This is a genomic window from Microtetraspora sp. AC03309 (genome assembly GCF_020826795.1).
GTDB classification, from domain to species: Bacteria; Actinomycetota; Actinomycetes; order Streptosporangiales; family Streptosporangiaceae; genus Microtetraspora; species Microtetraspora glauca.
On record NZ_JADDIL010000089.1, the window covers coordinates 17,847 to 35,342 of the forward strand.

The following is a 17,496-nucleotide window of genomic DNA, read 5'->3' on the forward strand; positions in this document are numbered from 1 at the left end:
GCGCCTACCGCCCGTAGATCTCGAACTCGTAGAGCGAGTATCCGTAGGACGTGCCGCGCGTGACGCCCTGCATGCGGACGTAGCGGGCGTTCACCGGGCTGAAGGTGACGTTGTCCACGCCCCCGTCGCCCGTGGTGGTGGAGTGGACCGTGCTCCAGTTGCTCCCGTCGGTGGACGTCTGGATGGTGTACGCCTTGCCGTACGCCGCCTCCCAGCGCAGGATCACCCGCGCCACGCTCGTGACCGATCCGAGGTCCACCTGGACGTACTGGTTGTCGCTCGACGCGCTCGACCAGCGGGTGGTCGGATCACCGTCGTTCGCCTTGCCCGCCGGGTAGAGGAGGTTCTGCTTGCTGGACGCGGTCGCCGTGCCCCCGAGCGCGGCGTTGGCGATCGAGTCGCCGCGCCGCGCCGGGAAGGAGACCACCTGCTGGTAGGTCGGGCGATTCTGCCAGGAGATCAGCGACTGCTTGATCCCGCCGAGCGGCGACTGCCGTACCGCGTCCGCGCACCACTGGTCACCGGCCGAGCACGCGTCGTCGGCCGGGTAGGTCACCGCCGCCGTCTCGGCCAGCGCGGCGGACAGGCTGTCCAGCAGGACCGTTCGGCACGCCTGCACGGTGGCCCCGCAGTATTTCGCCGGAAGCGCGCCCTGCACGGCGTCCCCCAGCACGTTGCGGATGTCCTTGTCGACGTAGCCCCACCAGCCGTACTGGAACGAGGAGCCCTTGTGCGTCTGGGCCTCGTTCGCCGAGGTGGCCAGGGTGGAGACGTCCCCCTGCTGGTGCCCGGAGGGCGACTCGTTGATCTGCAGGGTGTTGATCAGCGACTGGTACAGGCCGTCGCCGAGTCCGGGCCGGAACTGCGCCCGCACCAGCTTGGGCCACCAGGCGTCGAAGACGCGGATGGCGTCCGCGTGCGCGTACGTCTTGCTGCCCGCGGCGGTCTCGGCACGCCGGGCTCCTGCGGCCGCCCAGGCGGACAGCTTGGAGACGGCCGAGGCGAGCGCCGGGTCGGTCACGGTGCCGCTGTCGATGACGCGGAGCAGGTTGGGGAGGACCTTCCAGCCGCGCAGGTCGGTCGTCGCCGCACCGGCCATGATCTTCACGACGCCGGCCCGGTCGAGCGTCCCGGAGGCGAGCGCGGCCTTCACCGGCGCGTCCAGGAGGTCGGCCCGGTGCACCGAGCCGAAGCTGAAGTTGCCGTCCGCCGCTCCGTAGTCCTTCGCCTGCTTGTTGTTCCAGCTCACGAAGTAGTCCTGGTTGACCGCCTGCGGGTGGGTGTTCGCCGCCGCGTACGTCGCGGTGTTCACCGCCGGGTCGTGTCCGGCCCACTCGTGCGCGGCGTCGGCGGCCATCGGCAGGTTCGGGTCGGAGACGGCCGACCGCACCGGGCTGTTGCCGGACATGAAGTACGCCGAGTCGGCCGAGTTCACGTAGAACCAGTTGAACGCGAAGCCGATGTTCGCGGCCGAGTTCTGGAACGCCGCGGCCGAGCCCATCTCGGCGGGGTCGTTGAACATCTGGAAGCCGATCGCGGAGTCCGGTTCATGCCGGTAGGTCGAGCGCAGCGAGGTGAAGGCCGTCGGGGTCCCGCCGACGGTGCCGCGCCATGTCACCAGGCCGTAATTGGTGCGCTTGATCACCAGGTCGTACGATCCGGCGGCCGTCGAGTCCGCCGTGGTCGGCTTCCAGGAGTTCTTCTTGCGCAGCGTCTCCATCGCGGTGCAGGTGCCGTGGTACAGGTAGTGGTCCGACGCCGTGGTGGCGGTCCCGCCGTTGGGGTCGCACAGCGTGATCGCGTAGGTGTCGGTGATGTCCTGCGTGCTGGAGGTGGCGCTCCAGGCGTAGTCGGCGCCCCTGCCGAGCAGCACGTACAGGTTGAGCCCGGCGAACGCCGCGCCGCGCGCCCGGATGCCCGGTCCGGACAGTTCCTCCAGCATGAGGAGCTGCGGGGAGAAGTAGCCGGTCTGCGGGCCGAAGACCGCGATGGGGTGGCCGGTGCCCGACTTGGCGGCGGAGACGACGATCGCGTTCGACATGCCCGGCTTGGCGTTGTCGACGGTGAGGCCGTCGAGCGGGCTCGTGGCGGCGGTCGTCGCCGAGGTCGCCGTGCCCGTCTCGTTCTCGGTGATGTCGACCGGCGCGGTCGACGCGTCGGGCAGCACCACCCCGGTGGCCCCGGCGGGGGCGGCTCCGGACGGGAAGCTCTGCCCACCGTGCAGGGTGAGCACGGTCTCCGGGTCGTTCTGCCCGCGGAACGCCGCCCAGACCTGGTCGCCCACGGCGGCGCCGTACTTGGCCCGCGCGACGACCCGGACCAGGGCCGACTGCGTCTCGTTGCCGCCACCGCCGCCGAAGAGGCCGCCGATCACACCGGAGATCGCGACCAGGTCGGTCATGGTGAAGTCGACCGGCCCGCCCGCGTTGGTGATCGCGTCCATGTGCCCGGTCAGCACATACTCGCCGGGGCAGTTGCGCTTGGACATGCAGACGTCGATGTAGGCGTTGATGCCGTCGATGTAGTTCCGTACGTCGGAGTAGAGCTGCGCGCCTCTGGACCCCGAGTCCCGCAGCCGGTCGATCTGGGCCTGCAGATCGGCCTCCGTGTACGGAGAGTTGCGCCAGACGCTCTGCTCCAGCTCCCGGTTGCCCTGGGCGCCTCCGGCGAACGGGGTCAGCTCGCCCCTGCCGACGTGCCGCATCAGGTCCATGACCCAGAGGCGGTCCTGCGCGCCCGCGTAGCCCGCGCCGAACATGGTGCCCTCACGGGTGGTGCCGGTGATGTGCGGCACCCCGGTCGCCTTGTCCCGGACGATCGTGACGTCCGAGCGGGGGCTGACCGTGCTCTCGACCTGTCCGGCGGGTACGCCGAAGGAGGCGTCGTTGAAGAACGAGGCGATCTGCTCGTCGGTCAGCCCCGTGTAGCCCGAGATGAGCCCGGCGTACTTGCCGAGCTGGTCGGCGCTGTGCGCGGGGCGGGTGCCGACGGACTGGTTGCCGAGGATGTCGACCAGCGTGGCGTTGCCGTTCTGGCCCGGCGGGAGGACGTCCGCGCACTGGCCGAGGCAGTAGTCGTCCGAGACCGTGGCGGCCGCGGCCGCCGAGGCGGCGGAAGACGTGGAGGCCGCCGTAGCGGCTGAGGCTGCCGGGGACGCCGGTAAGCCGGTGATCACGAGGGCGGACACGGCGACGGCCGTGAGTGCCCCTCGAAGGCGCGCGTGCATGGGGGAACTTCCCTTCGCGAGAAGCCGGAGGGTGGGGGGTGACATTCGCGCGCACGAATATGAGGGCTGCTCAGCTCTGGACGATACCCGTTGGTAACCCCTGCATCAATGGGCGAGTTTCGGCTCCCGGACACGGCGATGCCCGCCCGGCTCGGGGCCGGACGGGCATCTCCAGAGGTGACTCGGTCGGGTTCAGGCGCCGCGGAGCTGGGCTCCGGTCCGCTCCCCCGCGAGTGCCACGGCCGCGTCGCGGGCCGCGGTGGTCTCCTCCACCGTGAGCGTGCGGTCCGGAGCGCGGAAGCGCAGCGAGTACGCCAGGGACTTGTGGCCCTCGCCCACCTGCTCGCCCGTGTACACGTCGAACAGCCGGACGGACTCCAGCAGCTCACCCGCTCCCTCGCGCAGCGCGGCCTCGACCTCCGCCACGGTGACCGCGACGGGGACGATCAGCGCGACGTCCTGCGTGGCCACAGGGTACGCGGACACGGCGGGCGCCTGCACCGGCCCCTGCGGGGAGAGCAGCGACAGCTCCAGCTCCATCGCGGCGGTACGCGGCGGCAGGCCGTACGCCTCGACGACGCGCGGGTGCAGCTCACCGGCGTGCCCGACGAGCACGTCGCCCGCGTACAGCGCGGCGCACCGGCCGGGATGCCAGGGCTCGTGCCGGTCGGCGCGGACGTCCAGCTCGATCCCGGCCTCGCGGGCCACGACGCGGGCCGCCTCCACGGCGTCCGCCCAGGACGCCTGACGGCCCTCGCCCCACCAGCCGGACCGCTCGAACTCACCGGCCAGCACCACGGCGACGCGGACCGGCTGCCGGGGCAGCGCGGTCTGGATCAGCGCCAGCTCCTCCGCGGTCGGCATACGGTCGACCGGCAGCACCGGCGCCGTGGCCGGAGCTTCCGGCTCCGGCCGGTAGACGAGACCGGTCTCGAACAGGGCCACGTCACCGAAGCCGCGGCCCACGTTCCGGACCAGCGTCTTCAGCAGGCCGGGCAGGAGGGTGGTCCGCATGAGCGGCTCGTCCTCGCTGAGCGGGTTGACCAGCCGGGTCGCCCGCCTGCGCGCGTCCTGCGCGGGAAGCTGCAGGTTGTCCAGGTCGCGGACCCCGATGAACGGGTAGCACAGCACCTCGACGTAGCCGGAGTAGGCCAGCGCCCGGCCGACCCTGCGGCGCAGCCGCTGCTCCTCCGTCAGCCCCGCCCCTGCCGGGGCGGCGGGCAGCACCGAGGGCAGGTGCTCGTATCCCTCGAGGCGGATGACCTCCTCCGCCAGGTCGTTCGGGTCGGTGAGGTCCGGCCGCCAGGACGGCGGGGTGACCGTGAGCGGGTCGTCGCCGCGTACGGCCAGCTTGTCGCGCAGGTCGCCGCTGGACACCACGCCCGTCGCGGCCACACCCTGGCCGTCGCCGGAGACGGTGTCCTCGGCGACCACGCCTTCGGCGACCACGCAGCCGATCTGCTCCAGCCTGCGGATCACCGTCTCCCGCGTGTACGGCACGCCCGCGACGCCCGCGGGGTGGCCGGAGGGCATGACGATCCGGACCGGCGCCACGTCGACCTCGGCGTGCGTGACGCCCGGGTCGGCGGTGCCGGAGCCCAGCTCGACCAGGAGCTGGACGGCACGCCACGACGCCGCCGGCGGCAGCTCCCGGTCCACGCCCCGCTCGAACCGCTTGGACGCCTCGCTGACCAGGTCGTGCCTGCGGGACTCCCTGGCGATGCCCGTGGCCGAGAAGTGCGCCGCCTCGATCACGATGTCGGTCGAGGAGTCGGAGATCTCGGTGTGGAGCCCGCCCATCGTGCCGGCCATCGAGATCGGCCCCGTGTCGTCGGTGATGAGGATGTCCTCCTCGTGGAGCTTCCGCGTCACGTGGTCGAGCGTCTCGAGGGTCTCCCCCGGCCTGGCCCGCCGTACGACGATCTCGCCGGACAGGCGGGACCGGTCGAACGCGTGCAGCGGCTGGCCCAGCTCCAGCATCACGTAGTTCGTGACGTCCACGGCGAGCGAGACGGGTCGCATGCCGGCGCGGGCGAGTCGTACGCGCATCCAGAGCGGGCTCTCGGCGGCGGGGTCGAAGCCGGTCACCGACCGCAGCACGAAGCGGTCGCAGGCCGTCGGGTCGCCGATCGACGCCGGGTGGGCGCCGCCCTGCGCGGCGGGCGGCGGGGTCGCCGCGGGGTCGCGGAACGGCACGCCGAACGCGATGGCCGCCTCGCGGGCGACGCCCCGGATCGACAGCGCGTATCCGCAGTCCGGCGTGATCTCCAGCTCCAGCACCTCGTCACGGAGACCGAGAAGCTCGACGACGTCCGTCCCGAGGGGCGTGTCCTGAGGAAGCAGCAGGATGCCCGGCGAGGACTCGGCGATGCCGAGCTCGGCCTCCGAGCAGATCATGCCGTCCGACTGCCGCCCGTAGGTCTTGCGCGAGCCGATCTCGAAGCCCCCGGGCAGGACCGCGCCGGGAAGCGCGACGGGAACGACGTCGCCCTCGGCGAAGTTGGTGGCGCCGCACACGATCTCGCGCGGCGCGGCCTCCCCCACCTCGACGAGGCAGTGCCTGATCGGCTTCTTGAAGCCGCTGAGCTCCTCGATGACGACGACCTGGCCGACGACCACGTTCTTGATCTCGTGGCCGTAGGACGCGATCGCCTCAAGCTTGAGCCCCGCCGAGGTGAGCTTGTCCGCCACCTCCTGGGCCGTGACGGCGGGGAGATCGACGTACTCCCGCAGCCATGAAAGCGGGACCTTCATCAGACCTCCATTCCGAACGGCAGGGTGAAGCGGATGTCGCCCTCGACCATGTCACGCATGTCCTCGGCGTTGTTGCGGAACATCAGGGTGCGCTCGATGCCCATCCCGAAGGCGAAGCCCGAGTAGACCGACGGGTCGACGCCGCAGGCGATCAGTACGCGGGGGTTGACCATGCCGCAGCCGCCCCACTCGATCCAGCCCTCCGACTTGCACGTACGGCACGGCGGGTTGCCCGGGACGGCCGACGCGCCGCGGCAGACGAAGCAGCGCAGGTCCATCTCGGCGGACGGCTCGGTGAACGGGAAGTAGTTGGGCCGGAACCGGGTGGTGATGCCCTCGCCGAACATGACCTCGGCGAACCGGTCCAGCGTGCCCTTGAGGTGGGCCATCGTGAGCCCCTTGTCGACGGCGAGCCCCTCGACCTGGTGGAACACCGGGGTGTGGGTGGCGTCCAGCTCGTCGGTACGGAAGACCTTGCCCGGCGAGATGACGTACACCGGCAGGTCGCGCGCCAGCAGCGCGCGGATCTGCACCGGCGACGTCTGGGTGCGCAGCACCTTGCCCGAGGCGGTGCTCTCGACGAAGAACGTGTCGTGGTCGGAGCGGGCGGGGTGGTCCGGCGCGATGTTCAGCGCGTCGAAGTTGAACCACTCGCCTTCGAGCTCGGGTCCCTCGGCCACCTCGTAACCCATCGCGACGAACGCGTCGGCGACACGCTCCTGCAGCGTGGTGAGCGGGTGGCGGGCGCCACGCGGCCCGCGGTCCCACGGCAGGGTGACGTCGACGGTCTCCTCGACGAGGACACGCGCGTCCCGCTCGGCCTCGAGCTCGGCCTGGCGGGCGGAGAGCGCCTGGCCGATGGCCTTGCGCGCGCCGCCGATGCGCTTGCCCGCCTCACTCCGCGCCTGCGGCGGCAGCGCGCCGATCTCGCGGTTGGCCAGCGCGATCGGCGAGCGGTCGCCGGCGTGCGCGAGACGTACCTGCTTCAGTTCGTCGAGGTCGCGCGCCGCGGCGATCGCGGCGAGGGCGTCGGCCTGTGCTCGCGCGACCTCGTCGGCGTGCAGCGGCGTCACCTCGACCGGGTCATAGGTGTTCGACAAGAGAGAGCTCCGTATCCAGGGCTTGAGCGTGCACGAGTCTAGTGCCGCCAACGTCAAGATTCGCCCCCGCGAAGATCGGCGACAGGGGCGCCGGCGCGGTCGGCCCACCGGGTCTGAGGTCGGCTCTGAGATCAGGCGAAGTCAGGGGTCCCGGTGGGCACGGTAAATCGGAACTCCGCGCCGCCGCCGGGCGCGCGCTGCACGCTGATGGTGCCGCCGTGGGCCTCGACCAGGCCCTTGACGATGAAGAGGCCGAGGCCGGTGCCGCCCCGCCTGCGGCCGTTGCCGCGCCAGAACTGCCGGAAGACGCGCGTGACCAACTCGGGTGCGACACCCTCACCCTGGTCGCGCACGGACACGGCCACTCCCCATTCGACGGCTTCGACCACTATCGTCACCGTACCGCGCCCGTGGCGCACCCCGTTTTCCAGCAGGTTGCCGAGAATCTGGTCGATCTTGTCCTGATCGAGCCAGGTCTCGGGGAGTTCGCCGCGCACGTCGAGCCGGAACCGGTCGGCGGACTCGCCCGCCGCGACCCTGCCCGCGATGAGCCTGCGGGCCCGCGCCGGGATGTCCACGACCTGGCGATGGATCTCCAGCCGTCCGGACTCGATCCTGGACACGTCGAGCAGGTCGGTGATCAACCGGGTGACGCGGTCGGCGTCGGCGTTGACCGTCTGCAGCATGACGAGCTTCTGCGCGTCGGTGAAGCGTTCCCACTTGGCCAGCAGCGTGGCGGTGAAACCCTTGACGCTGGTCAGCGGAGATCGGAGTTCGTGCGCGACGGTGGAGACGAGGTCGGCCCTGCTGCGCTCCAGGCGGGCCCGGGCCGAGGCGTCCCTCAGCGTGATGACGACGCGGATCACCGGGCCGGCGCGTTCGGGACGGCGGACCAGGCGAGCCGCGACGAGTAACTCCTGGCGTCCCGGCAGGTGCATCGGGCGCTCGGGCTGGCGGGTCCGGGTGACCAGGCCGCCGTGCGGGTCGAGGCACTTCCACCAGTCGCGGCCCTCGGGGTCGCGCAACGGCAACGCGTCGGTGATGTGTTTGCCGACCGCCGCCCCGCGGGTCACTCCGGTCAGCCGTTCCGCGGCCCGGTTGACGAGCAGGACCACGCCTTCGGAGTCGGCCACGACGAGCCCGTCGGGGAGATCGTCGGAACAGACGTCCGCACTCCCGCCGGCGGCCGGTCCTCCGGCGCTCCGGGGAGTGCCCTCACCACGCACGAGACCGCCTCCCTCGATCCTGTGAAAGCCCGCCGGATGGGGACCCGCGCGTGCTCCAAGGCCGACAATAGCGGGTTTCCCGCTCTAGTCGGCCGCGTCAGACCGCGGGAGTAGATGGATCTTCCACATGATGTAAGGTCTGCCGCTGGGCCCGAGCCGAGGCGTACAGGCAGACGGCGGCGGCGGTGGCGAGGTTGAGACTCTCCGCCCGCCCGTAGATCGGGACCCGCACCACCTCGTCGGCGAGTTCGAGCAACTCCGGGGGCAACCCCCACGCCTCGTTGCCGAAGAGCCATGCCGTGGGCGCGCCGAGATCCACGTCGTCGAGGGTCGCCTTGCCCGTGCCGTCCGCGGCGAGGATCCGCAGCCCGGCGTCCCGCACCTGCCGTACGGCCTGCGCCACCGGGGTGCCGGTCGCGACGGGAAGGTGGAACAGACTGCCCGCGCTGGCCCTCACGCACTTGCCGTTGTACGGATCGACCGAGGCGTCGGTGAACACGACGGCGTCGGCTCCGGCGGCGTCGGCCGTACGCAGGACGGTACCGGCGTTGCCGGGGTCGCGCACATGGGCGAGGAGGGCGACCAGCCGGGCGGTGGACGGCACCGCCTCCGACAGCGGGACGTGGACGAACCGGCAGACGGCCATCAACCCCTGCGGGGTGACGGTCTGGGCGAGCTCGGCCATGACCTCGCCGCTGACCCGGAAGACGTGGACCCCGGCGGCGGCCGCCGCGCCCACGATGTCGGCGTGCCTGGTCTCGGCCTCCGCCGTGGCGAACAGTTCGACCGTCACGCCGTCGAGCGTGAGGGCCTCACGGACGGCCTGCGGCCCCTCGGCCAGGAAGGCCCGGTCGCGGTCCCGGAAGGCGCGCTTGGCGAGCCGCCGCGCGGCCTTGACCCGCGGGGACCTGATGTTGGTGAGCTCGGATCCGGCCATGCCTTCCCCCGTCAAAAGGGGCCCACCGGATGCCGGTGAGCCCCTCGAGTATTGAATTGCCCGACTCAGGCGACCGGCGCGTTCACGTCGGCCGGAAGAGCCTTCTTGGCGGCCTCGGCCAGCGTGGCGAAGGTCTGGCTGTCGTTCACCGCGAGGTCGGCGAGGATCTTACGGTCCACCTCGATGCCGGCGAGACGCAGGCCCTGGATGAACCGGTTGTAGGTGATGCCGTTCGCGCGGGCCGCCGCGTTGATGCGCTGGATCCACAGGCGCCGGAAGGTGCCCTTCTTGTCCTTGCGGTCCCGGTACGCGTAGGTCATCGAGTGGAGCATCTGCTCCTTGGCCTTGCGGTACAGCCTGGACCGCTGACCCCGATAGCCACTCGCCCGGTCGAGGACGACCCTGCGCTTCTTCTTGGCGTTGAGCGCCCGCTTCACGCGTGCCATGTTGTTCAGTCTCCCCGGGGTCGGTTACTTCGCGAGCAGCTTCTTGATCTTCTTGGCGTCGGCGTCGCTGATCACGACGTCGCCCTCGAGCCGGCGCGTACGGGTGGACGGCTTGTGCTCGAAAAGGTGCTTCCGGTTGGCCCGCCGGCGAACGATCTTGCCGGAGCCGGTCACCCGGAACCGCTTCTTCGCACCGCTGTGCGTCTTCATCTTCGGCATCTCAGCCGTCTCTCCCTCGTTGGTCCGTGCCGACGGCCGGGCCGGTAACCCGAGCCGGCGGCATGCCTGGCTCTGCGAGACCGTCCCGGTCTCGGCTTCTCCGTGCGTGTCTGATCACTCAGACGAGCGCGTCACTCCGCGGGCGCGGACTCCTGCTCCCCGAGGAGGGCGTCCTGCTCCGCTGACTCTGAGCCGCGCTGTGCCTTGGCGGCGGCCTTCTCGGCCTTGGCCTCGGCCTTCTTCTTGTGCGGGCCGATGACCATGATCATGTTTCGGCCGTCCTGCTTGGGCTGTGACTCCACGAAACCCAGCTCGGTGACGTCCTCGGCGAGCCGCTGCAACAGCCGGAAGCCCAGCTCCGGCCGGGACTGCTCGCGGCCCCGGAACATGATCGTGACCTTGACCTTGTCGCCCGCCTTGAGGAAGCGCACGACGTGACCCTTCTTGGTCTCGTAGTCGTGCGGATCGATCTTCGGCCGGAGCTTGATCTCTTTGATGATCGTGTGCGCCTGGTTGCGGCGGGCCTCGCGCGCCTTCATGGCCGACTCGTACTTGAACTTGCCGTAGTCCATGAGCTTGCACACGGGCGGCCTGGCCGTCGCCGCGACCTCGACGAGGTCGAGATCGCTCTCCTGGGCCAGCTTCAGTGCATCGCCGATCGAGACGATACCGACCTGCTCGCCGTTCGGGCCAACGAGGCGAACCTCCGGCACGCGGATACGATCGTTGATGCGGGGCTCGGTGCTGATGGGACCTCCAAAGGACTTCCGCTTGATGCTCGACCGTGCGGGAAAACACAAAACCCCGCACGTCACGCATGCGGGGTCACTGAGCCCTCACTCAGAAAGCTCTGGTTGTGATCCTTGACCCGTCCGCCTTTCGGCCGATCAGGTGGGAGGAGGACCTCCGCTTGCGCGTCCAGCCGGCATGCCGGACCGATCGAGTGACAACATTACCACAACCCGGCGACCGCCCCGGTTATTCCACCCCGGGGGTCACCCGGCCTCGGCGGCCCGCCTGAGGATCTCGGCCTCGCCTGCCGCGCGCATCTCCTCGACGGGCACGTCCGCCCGGCCGGTCATCAACTCGACCTGCATGACCGCCTGGTGCAGGAGCATCGGGAACCCGCCGATGACGACCCCGCCCCGAGCCTGTACGGCCGCCGCCAGCCTCGTCGGCCACGGCGAGTAGACCACGTCGAAGACCGCCTTCGCCCGCGCCGCCTGCGCGGCGAAGGCGTCCGCGGCCCCCGAGGGCAGCGTGGAGACGAGGAGATCGACGTCCGCGTCGAACTTGTCGAACTCCTGCACCTCCACCGAGACCCCGAGCCGGTCGGCTACCTCCACGGTCTCCCCCGCGCGGGCGGGGTCGCGCACGACCAGGAACATCTCCCGCAGCCCCATCTCCCGCAGCGCCGCGATGGCCGAGGCCGCGGTGGCGCCCCCGCCGAGGATGGTGGCGGAGCCGGGAGCGCTCACCCCCGCCTCGGCGAGCGCCTGGACGATGCCGTACACGTCGGTGTTCTCCCCGTGGCGGCCGCCGTCGCGGAAGACCACCGTGTTGGCCGCGCCCACCTCGACCGCGAGGCCGGAGACCGTGTCCAGCAGCGGGAACACCACACGCTTGAGCGGCATCGTCAGCGACAGCCCGGCCCACTCCGGCCCGAGCCCGGCGACCAGGCCGGCGAGGCCCTCCTCCGCGCACTCGATCGCGTCGTACCGCCAGCCGGACAGGCCGAGCTCGGCGTACGCCGTGCGGTGCAGGATCGGCGAGAGCGAGTGGCGGATCGGGAGGCCGAGGACCGCCGCCCGGCGTCGCTCGGCTCCGCGCGCTCCGGTCATCCGTTGTTCCGGTTGAACTCTTCGCGGAACTTCCAGAACTCCGACTCCTTGTCGGTGAACTTGGTGATGCCCTTCTTCGGGTCGACGGTCACGAAGTACAGCCAGTTGCCGTCGGCGGGCTTGAGCGCGGCCTCGATGGCGTGGTCACCCGGGTTGTCGATCGGCCCCGGGGGCAGACCGGGACGCGTGTACGTGTTGTACAGCGAGGTGCTCTTCAGGTCCGCGTGGGTGGCGGCGATGCCGTACTTGTTCAGGCCGTACATGACCGTGCTGTCCATCGCCAGGTTCATCTGCGGGTTCCGGCTGAGCCGGTTGTAGATGACGCGGGCCACCTTGCCCATGTCGTCCTGGTTGCCGGACTCGGCCTGCACGATGCTCGCGATGATCATGATCTCGTGCGCCGAGTAGCCGAGCTGCTTCGCCTGGCGTTCCAGGTCGAGCCGCTGGGCGGTCTGGTTGAAGCGGTCGACCATCTTGGTCAGGATCTGGGCCGCGCTGAGCTTCGGCGAGATCTCGTACGTCGCGGGGAAGGCGTAGCCCTCCAGCCGTCCCTTGGCGTACCGGGGAAGGCCGAGGTCCTTCTTCGCGGCCTTCTTGAACTCCTCGACCGGCTTGCCGGTGGCCGTGGACAGCTCGGTGAAGATCTTGCTGAGCCGCAGGCCCTCGCGGATGGTCAGCCGGTTGAGCACGCGATTCTTGGGATCGAGCATGGTCACCGCGGCCTCCGCGGACATGCCCTTGCGCAGGGTGTACTCGCCCGGCTGCAGGGAGGAGCTCTTGCCCGCCGCTCCGATGGCGTTGACGAACGCCCGCGCGCTGGCCACGACGCCCTGCTTCTCCAGCTCCTGGGCGACGTCGGAGGCGGTGGCCCCCTCCTTGACCTCCACGATGATCTCGCCGGTGCCGGCGCCGGTGAAGTCCTTGGGGACGATGACGTCGTGGAACCAGTTGAAGCCGAGGTAGCCGACGCCGCCGAGGACGCCCGCGACGACGACGATGGCGATGAGGCTCGCGGCGAAGCCCTTGCGCCGCTGGCGCGTCCGGCGCTTGCGGCTGCGGCGGCGCTGGCTGCGGGAGGGGCCACGGGAACGGCGCCGGGACGGCCCGTCGTCGTCGGAGCCCAGCAGGAAGTCCATATCGAGATCATTCATAGTGCGCTGGCCAATCTCTCGGTACGGCGTGCCCCGCGTCAAGCGAGTGTGCCGAACCGAGGGGGTTCCGGCGTTCGATTACGCGCCCGCCCCTGCTACGAGCGGGCGTGGGCCCCCAGATCCGGGTGAGCCGCACCCCGCGCGAGGGAACGGCGACCCGGGCCGCCAGGGGGCCAGGACGATCCTTCCGGGCTCGGATGGTCATGTCCTAGATGGTCCCTAGGTACGTGTTCAACTCTTCCCGGTATTTCACAAACTCGCCCTCTTTGTCAGTGAATTTGATGATCCTATGGTGAAGATCGGTTCTGACAAACCGGTACCAATCGCCCGTTTTGGGGGCGAAGTGCACCAAGTATGGCATTATTCCGGGATTAATCGGCCACCCAGGGTGAAGGGCCGCACGGGCCGCACGGCGGCGGATCACGCGGAGCGGTCTCACGGACATCACCTGGTCCCGGCGCTGGTCAGACCGGCGCGCGCCGGTCTGACGCGACCCGGCGCGACGGGTCTGACGCGACCCGGGCGGAAAGCGGTGGCGTGTGACGTCACACCGCGTGGTGGCCGGTCCGCCACCGGGAACATCGGAACGGGCGGCCCGAACCGCGACCGCGGGCATCAGCCGGCTCCGCCGCCCGCTTCCTCGCCGCCGGCTCCGCCCGGCGGTCCGAGGGGACGGCCCGGCGGCCTCCCGGTCGAGCGCTCGGAGTCCAGCGCGGCCTGGAGCAACACCACGGCCGCCGCCTGGTCGATCACGGAGCGCTGGTTCTTCGCCTTCACGCCACTGGAACGCAGCCGCTGCTGGGCGGTCACCGTCGTCAGCCGCTCGTCGAAGAGGCGGATCGGGATCGGCGCGAGCCGCTCGGCGAGGAGGACGGCGAACTCCCGCGCCGCCCCGGCCGCGTGGCTCTCCCGCCCGGAAAGGGATGTGGGCAACCCCACGACGACCTCGATCGCCTCGTGCTCCGCGACGATCGCGGCGATCCGTTCCACGTCACCCCGGCCGCGCCGTACGGTCTCGACCGGCGTGGCGAGCAGACCCGAAGGGTCGCTGCGCGCCACGCCGATGCGTACCGATCCGGCGTCGACGCCGACTCGTACACCCTGCCTCATGATGGCCGGTTCTCCCCGAGAGACCGGACCGTCAGGTGAGGGACGAGGAGATCGTCTCCTCCACGGCGCGCAACGCGTCGCCGATCGCCTCGGGGCGGGTTCCACCGCCCTGCGCGACATCGTCCTTGCCGCCACCGCCACCCCCAAGCGCCTTGGCGGCGACGCCGACCAGCTGCCCCGCCTTCAGGCCACGGCCGCGTCCCGCCTCGTTCACTGCGGCGACGACGACCGGCCGGTCTGAGGGAACACCGGCGACGACGACCACCGCAGCGCGGTCGCTCGGGAATCGGCCGCGCACGTCGAGGGCGAGTTTACGCAGGTCATCGGGAGAAGTGCCAGCGGGCGCGCGATGCGTGACGACGGAGACGCCGTGCACGTCCACCGCTCCGGCGGCCAGTTCACCCGCGACCGCGAGCACCTGCGCCGAGCGGAGCTTCTCCAGCTCCTTCTCGGCCGTGCGCAGCCGGGTGACGATGCCCTCCACCCGCTCCGGCAGCTCCTCGCGGCGCGCCTTGAGCTGCTCGCTGAGCTGGGCCACCAGTACGCTCTCGCGGGCCAGGAAGCGGAAGGCGTCCAGGCCGACCAGCGCCTCGACCCGGCGCACGCCCGCGCCGATCGACGCCTCGCCGAGGACCTTGACCAGGCCGAGCTGGCCGGAGCTCGCCACGTGGGTGCCGCCGCACAGCTCGCGGGAGTAGTCGCCGACCTCGACCACGCGCACCTCGTCGCCGTACTTCTCGCCGAACAGCGCGAGCGCGCCCATGGCGCGGGCCTCGGACTGCGAGGTGTAGTACGCGTTGACGCGGAGGTCGTTGATCAGGACCGCGTTGACCTCGTCCTCGACGTCGCGCAGAACGCTCGGCGCGACCGCTCCGGCCGCCGTGAAGTCGAACCGGAACCGGCCGGGGGAGTTCTCCGAACCCGCCTGCGCCGCGGACTCGCCGAGCGCGTTGCGGAAGCCGCGGTGCACGAGGTGGGTCGCGGTGTGGCTGCGGGAGATCGCGCGGCGCCGCTCCAGGTCGATCTCGGCCTGTGCCTGCTCGCCGACCCGGATCTCGCCGGTGCGGACCTTGCCGCGGTGCACGACGAGGCCGGCGATCGGCGACTGCACGTCGGTGATCTCGACCTCGGCGCCCGCGGTGCGGATCACGCCCTGGTCGGACAGCTGGCCGCCGCCCTCGGCGTAGAACGGCGTGCGGTCGAGGACGATCTCCAGGGTCGTCCCCTCCCCCGCCGCCGGGACTGCGCCGCCGTCGACGATCAGGCCGATGACGCCCGCCTCGGCCGTCGTGTGGTCGTAACCGAGGAAGTCGACCTTGCCGGCCTTCTCCAGCATGCCGCTGAAGACGGAGATGTCGGCGTTGCCGGTCTTCTTGGCCGCGGCGTCCGCCTTGGCCCGGTCCCGCTGCTCCTTCATGAGGCGGCGGAAGCCCTCTTCGTCGACCTTGAGGCCCTGCTCGGAGGCCATCTCGAGGGTGAGGTCGATCGGGAACCCGTAGGTGTCGTGCAGCTGGAACGCCTGGTCGCCGCTCAGACTCGGCGCGCCCTTGCGCTTGGACTCCTCGACGGCCGCGTCGAAGATCGCCGTACCGGTGCGGAGCGTGCCGAGGAAGGACGCCTCCTCCGCGTCGATGACGGTGTGGATGTTGGCCGCGTCGCTCTTCAGCTCGGGATACAGCTCGCCCATCACGTCGATGGTGGTCGCCGTGAGCTCGTGCATGTAGCGGTCCTCGCCCGCGCCGAGCAGGCGGAGGTTGCGGATGCTGCGGCGCAGGATGCGGCGCAGGACGTACCCGCGGCCCTCGTTGGAGGGCAGGACGCCGTCGGCGACCAGCATCACACCGGCGCGCGTGTGGTCGGCCACGACCCGCAGCGACACGTCCGCGCGGCTGTCACGGCCGTACTTCGTGTGGGTGAGCTCGGCCGCCCGGTCGAGGATCTTGTACGTGGTGTCGATCTCGTAGATGTTGTCGACGCCCTGCAGGATCGCCGCCATGCGCTCCAGGCCCATGCCGGTGTCGATGTTCTTGCTCGGCAGTTCGCCCGCGACGTCGAAGTCGACCTTGTTGCGGACCTCGCTGAGCTGGAACTGCATGAAGACGTTGTTCCAGACTTCGAGGTAGCGGTTCTCGTCGGCGACCGGGCCACCCTCGCGGCCGTACTCCGGACCGCGGTCGTAGTAGATCTCCGAGCACGGGCCGCCGGGACCGGGCACGCCCATGTGCCAGTAGTTGTCCGCGAGGCCACGGCGCTGGATGCGCTCCAGCGGGACGCCGACGACCTTGTGCCAGATGTCGGCCGCCTCGTCGTCGTCCTGGTAGACGGTCACCCAGAGCCGCTCCTCGGGGAAGCCGAAGCCGCCCTCGGACTCGGGCTTGGTGAGCAGCTCCCAGGCGTACGGGATCGCCTTCTCCTTGAAGTAGTCGCCCAGGGAGAAGTTGCCGAGCATCTGGAAGAACGTGGCGTGCCGCGTGGTCTTGCCGACCTCGTCGATGTCCGGGGTCCGGATGCACTTCTGGACGCTCACCAGCCTCGGCGCCGGCGGCTTGCGCTGGCCGAGGAAGTAGGGCTTGAAGGGCACCATGCCCGCGGGGACGAGAAGCAGCGTCGGGTCCTCGGCGACAAGGCTGGCCGAGGGCACGACGGTGTGCCCGCGCTCTTCGAAGAAGCGCAGGAAGCGGCGGGCGATCTCTGCCGACTCCATTTCAGCGGCCATCCTTTACGTCGTAGTTTCTGTCAAGACTTTCGAGTCCCATGCGGGCGCGCAACTCAGTTTCCCGGTCCCGCGCCAGCGCGCGGACGTCCCCGGCGAACTCCACGAGCTCACCGGCGAACCCGGCCGCCCGGCCGACGGCGCGTCTGGCCACGTTCTCGGGCCGCATCGCCTGAAGCTTACGCATCGTCCAGACGGCGAGGCACACGCCGACCGCGATGTAGAAGAACCGGCGGATCACGGACGCCGCCCCCCGATCGCGCGGCGGTCCCGCCGGGCCAGCGCCTCGCGGACGCCGTACCCCAGCGCGGACAGCTTGATCATCGGCCCGGCGAACAGCATGGCCGCGACACCGGTGATCTTCACCATGTTGCCGCTGACGTCCTTGACGTTCTCCGTGATCGCCTCGACCGCGACCAGCTGGCGGTTGGTCTCGTTGACCGTCTGGCCGACGTCCTCCAGGAGGGGCACCACCCGATCGCTCAGCTCGGACACCACCTTGGTGGTCTCGGTGAGCAGGCGGGCCAGCCTGACGAGCACGACGGCCATGAAGCACACCAGGATCGCCCAGAACATCGCGACGATCAGACCGGCGACCTCTCCCGCGGTAAGCATGTGCGGATCCGTCTCCTCGGTAGGTGGCAGGCGCGTGTCTCTGCTCGAACCCGCGCCGCGCGGCTTCGGCGCGGCGGATTCGGCTGGAATGGCAAGACCCTACCGCGAACGCCGGGTACGCCGAGGCCCACCACGCCCTTCCCGGCCCCCGCCCGGCC

Annotated in this window: 13 protein-coding genes and 2 pseudogenes; all 15 read right to left on the reverse strand. The window is 70.7% G+C overall.

Annotated elements, in window-relative coordinates:
- Positions 1–4: 4 nt before the first annotated feature.
- Positions 5–3,226, reverse strand: coding sequence for a penicillin acylase family protein (locus IMZ11_RS36475; RefSeq protein ID WP_228647059.1), 3,222 nt, complete (start codon positions 3,224–3,226; stop codon positions 5–7).
- A gap of 192 nt (positions 3,227–3,418) precedes the next feature.
- A pseudogene (locus tag IMZ11_RS46840) lies at positions 3,419–4,558 on the reverse strand (phenylalanine--tRNA ligase subunit beta); the annotation flags it as partial.
- A gap of 102 nt (positions 4,559–4,660) precedes the next feature.
- Positions 4,661–5,980 (reverse strand): annotated as a pseudogene (locus tag IMZ11_RS46845) (phenylalanine--tRNA ligase subunit beta); the annotation flags it as partial.
- Positions 5,980–7,080: a phenylalanine--tRNA ligase subunit alpha gene (pheS, locus tag IMZ11_RS36485; RefSeq protein ID WP_228647063.1), complete on the reverse strand. Its 1,101-nt coding sequence runs from the start codon at positions 7,078–7,080 to the stop codon at positions 5,980–5,982. The pseudogene IMZ11_RS46845 and the gene pheS, both read right to left, overlap by 1 nt.
- A 131-nt stretch (positions 7,081–7,211) precedes the next feature.
- Entirely contained in the window at positions 7,212–8,306 is a 1,095-nt protein-coding gene (locus IMZ11_RS36490; RefSeq protein WP_228647065.1) for an ATP-binding protein, read from the reverse strand.
- A 97-nt stretch (positions 8,307–8,403) separates the two neighbouring features.
- On the reverse strand, positions 8,404–9,243 hold the full coding sequence (locus IMZ11_RS36495; protein WP_228647067.1) for an RNA methyltransferase: 840 nt from the start codon (positions 9,241–9,243) through the stop codon (positions 8,404–8,406).
- Positions 9,244–9,308: 65 nt separating this feature from the next.
- Positions 9,309–9,689 carry a 50S ribosomal protein L20 gene (gene rplT, locus IMZ11_RS36500; RefSeq protein WP_228647069.1) on the reverse strand — a complete coding sequence of 127 codons (381 nt, stop codon included), beginning with the start codon at positions 9,687–9,689 and terminating at the stop codon, positions 9,309–9,311.
- A 24-nt stretch (positions 9,690–9,713) separates the two neighbouring features.
- On the reverse strand, positions 9,714–9,908 hold the full coding sequence (gene rpmI / locus IMZ11_RS36505; RefSeq protein ID WP_061257233.1) for a 50S ribosomal protein L35: 195 nt from the start codon (positions 9,906–9,908) through the stop codon (positions 9,714–9,716).
- Between the two features lie 131 nt (positions 9,909–10,039).
- Entirely contained in the window at positions 10,040–10,657 is a 618-nt protein-coding gene (gene infC / locus IMZ11_RS36510; protein WP_308066890.1) for a translation initiation factor IF-3, read from the reverse strand.
- A 246-nt stretch (positions 10,658–10,903) separates the two neighbouring features.
- On the reverse strand, positions 10,904–11,749 hold the full coding sequence (locus IMZ11_RS36515) for a shikimate dehydrogenase (protein WP_228647073.1): 846 nt from the start codon (positions 11,747–11,749) through the stop codon (positions 10,904–10,906).
- Positions 11,746–12,885 carry an endolytic transglycosylase MltG gene (gene mltG / locus IMZ11_RS36520; protein ID WP_228647075.1) on the reverse strand — a complete coding sequence of 380 codons (1,140 nt, stop codon included), beginning with the start codon at positions 12,883–12,885 and terminating at the stop codon, positions 11,746–11,748. Before mltG ends, IMZ11_RS36515 begins: the two co-directional genes overlap by 4 nt.
- Before the next feature lie 630 nt (positions 12,886–13,515).
- Positions 13,516–14,010: a Holliday junction resolvase RuvX gene (ruvX, locus tag IMZ11_RS36525; RefSeq protein WP_228647077.1), complete on the reverse strand. Its 495-nt coding sequence runs from the start codon at positions 14,008–14,010 to the stop codon at positions 13,516–13,518.
- A 31-nt stretch (positions 14,011–14,041) separates the two neighbouring features.
- Positions 14,042–16,714 carry an alanine--tRNA ligase gene (gene alaS / locus IMZ11_RS36530; protein WP_228647079.1) on the reverse strand — a complete coding sequence of 891 codons (2,673 nt, stop codon included), beginning with the start codon at positions 16,712–16,714 and terminating at the stop codon, positions 14,042–14,044.
- A gap of 1 nt (position 16,715) precedes the next feature.
- The gene (locus tag IMZ11_RS36535; RefSeq protein WP_228647082.1) at positions 16,716–16,964 is read right to left on the reverse strand and encodes a hypothetical protein; all 249 of its coding nucleotides are present in this window, start codon (positions 16,962–16,964) and stop codon (positions 16,716–16,718) included.
- A complete protein-coding gene (locus IMZ11_RS36540; protein ID WP_061257226.1) occupies positions 16,961–17,338 on the reverse strand; it encodes a DUF948 domain-containing protein in 378 nt (125 codons plus the stop codon). The genes IMZ11_RS36535 and IMZ11_RS36540 overlap by 4 nt, the downstream gene beginning before the upstream one ends.
- Between the last annotated feature and the right edge of the window lie 158 nt (positions 17,339–17,496).